The sequence below is a fragment of the Neobacillus niacini genome (assembly GCF_036961885.1).
Classification (GTDB): Bacteria; Bacillota; Bacilli; order Bacillales; family Cytobacillaceae; genus Neobacillus; species Neobacillus niacini_H.
Genome location: NZ_JBALNQ010000055.1, coordinates 1 through 2,341 on the forward strand (window position 1 = coordinate 1; position 2,341 = coordinate 2,341).

The 2,341-nt window shown below is 36.9% G+C and carries 2 protein-coding genes; both read left to right on the plus strand.

The annotated features are described in order from the left end of the window. Nucleotides 1–90: 90 nt before the first annotated feature. Nucleotides 91–1,680: a glucose PTS transporter subunit IIA gene (locus V7124_RS20415; protein WP_335492885.1), complete on the plus strand. Its 1,590-nt coding sequence runs from the start codon at nt 91–93 to the stop codon at nt 1,678–1,680. A 110-nt stretch (nt 1,681–1,790) separates the two neighbouring features. Then, on the plus strand, nt 1,791–2,261 hold the full coding sequence (yiaA, locus tag V7124_RS20420; protein ID WP_335492887.1) for an inner membrane protein YiaA: 471 nt from the start codon (nt 1,791–1,793) through the stop codon (nt 2,259–2,261). The last annotated feature ends 80 nt before the right edge of the window (nt 2,262–2,341 follow it).

Here is a 2,341-nt window from a genome sequence, read left to right on the forward strand (position 1 = left end):
TAGTAGAACTCATGTAAAATAGTTCCTTTGCAAAAATTGTTAATATATATCGTTTTATCAACATATAAACTTCAAACAAGGAGAACAAAAATGACTGCAGTTAATACGACGAGTGAAGCTTCAACAGAAAAAAAAGAAACCATCATGAATAAACTTTTAGGAGCAATCAGTGGAAGTTTCGCACCTATTTTGGGTGTACTAGCTGGATCCGGATTAATTTCTGCATTGCTTTCAATTTTGATTACAGTAGGATGGCTTTCAAAAGAAAGTGGTACCTATGCAATACTTTCTGCAGCTGGACATGCCATTTTTTACTTCTTTCCCGTTTTTCTTGGAATAACTTTGGCTAATAAACTAGGAGCGAACGGTTATGTAGGAGGGACAATTGGTGCAGCTCTTTTGGAACCGCACTATATGGATTTAGTTGCTTCAAAGGCACAAGATGTAACGTTCTTAGGGATCCCGATTTTATTAGCAAATTATTCTTCGACCGTTTTTCCAATTTTACTAGCTGTTTCAATTTATTCAGTAGTAGATAAGTTTTTAAAAAAAGTAATCTATAAAGACTTACAAATGTTTATAAATCCACTTATTTCATTAGTGGTTATTGTTCCTCTTACCATCTTAATCTTTGGTCCCTTCGGAACATATGTTGGAGAGGGATTATCCGTGGTTATCCAATTTTTAAGTGCAAAAAGTGGAATTCTGACAGGGGCAGTAATGGGTGCCGCCTGGTCATTCCTTACCATATTGGGACTTCACTGGGCTGTTATTCCCATTTTCCTTGCCAATCTAGCTGCGACAGGCTTAGATCCGCTAATGGCAATGATAGCTGCAGCTCCTTTTGCTCAAATGGGAATGGGACTGGGGGTTTTATTAAAAACGAAAGACAAGGAACTGAAAACACTCGCTGCATCGGGGCTTGTTCCGAGTGCCTTAGCTGGTACAACAGAAATTATTACCTACGGGATTCTTGTACGCTTCAAAAGAACCATGATTATTGTAGCCATTGCCGGAGCGATTGGTGGGGCGATAAATGGGGCATTTGGAGTAAAAAGTACTGGCTTTGCTCTCCCAAGTTTCTTGTCTATTCCTGTATTTACTCCGGTTGGACTATTTTTATTGGGTACATTAACGTCTTTAATTGCAGCAATGGTTCTTACGCTGGTAATGGGATACGAAGGGAAGAACGACTTAGCTCCTGTAAAAATAGTGAAAAATGTAATAAGAGAAACCATTTCAAGTCCATTGAGTGGAGAAATTGTTCCGTTAAGTAAAATGACAGATCCACTGTTTTCAACGGGAACAGTTGGGAAAGGTGTTGCGATTGAACCAACAAAAGGGGAAGTGATTTCACCAGTTGATGGTTTGGTTACCACCCTATTTCCAACCGAGCATGCGATTGGCATTACATCAGAAGCTGGTGCTGAAATATTGATTTTTGTTGGTGTGGATACCATTAATCTAAAAGGTCAATATTTTACCTCAAAGGTAAAACAATGGGATAAAGTTAAGCGAGGCGACTTGCTGATTCAATTTGATATTGAAAACATAAAAGCTGCTGGTTATGATTTAAAAACTCCAGTCGTAATCACCAATACGAATCAATATTTAGATGTTGTTGTAGTTAAAGATGGAACCATTCATGCAAAGGATGAATTAATCAGGCTCGATGTTTAAATAAACGGTTTGTATTTAACAGAAATTTCTATATAATGAATTTGTTGTGATTACTTCAGTGTATCTGTAGTGATCGATTTTTTAAAATGAAAAATAGGGGGGAATATTCGATGTCTAATGAAAATGAGGTTTTATTAGATAGTGGAAAACCAAAAGGTCCAAAATTGAAAGTAGAAAGGAAAGAGGGAGAACCGACTCCAGCTTTTATAGGGGCTTCTTGGGCAGCACTATTGGTAGGAGTTTCAGCTTATCTCATCGGCTTGTTTAACGCAGACATGCAGCTGAACGAAAAAGGATATTACTTTTCCGTTTTAGTATTTGGTCTCTATGCAGCGGTTTCTTTACAAAAAGCAGTTAGAGATAAAGATGAGGGAATTCCAGTAACAAATATTTATTATGGTATTAGTTGGTTGGCACTTATTATATCTATTTCATTAATGGGTATTGGTTTATATAATGCAGGAAGTATTGTTTTAAGCGAAAAGGGATTTTATGGAATGTCTTTTGTTCTTAGTTTATTTGCAGCCATAACGGTTCAAAAGAATATTCGAGACACACAGCGGGCAAAAGAAAGAGAATAAGATATTTTTCGACGTTTTGATACTTCTTTTGGACGAATAACAGAAGAATTTTACACTTTAAGCGGATAGCCCAAAGCAAA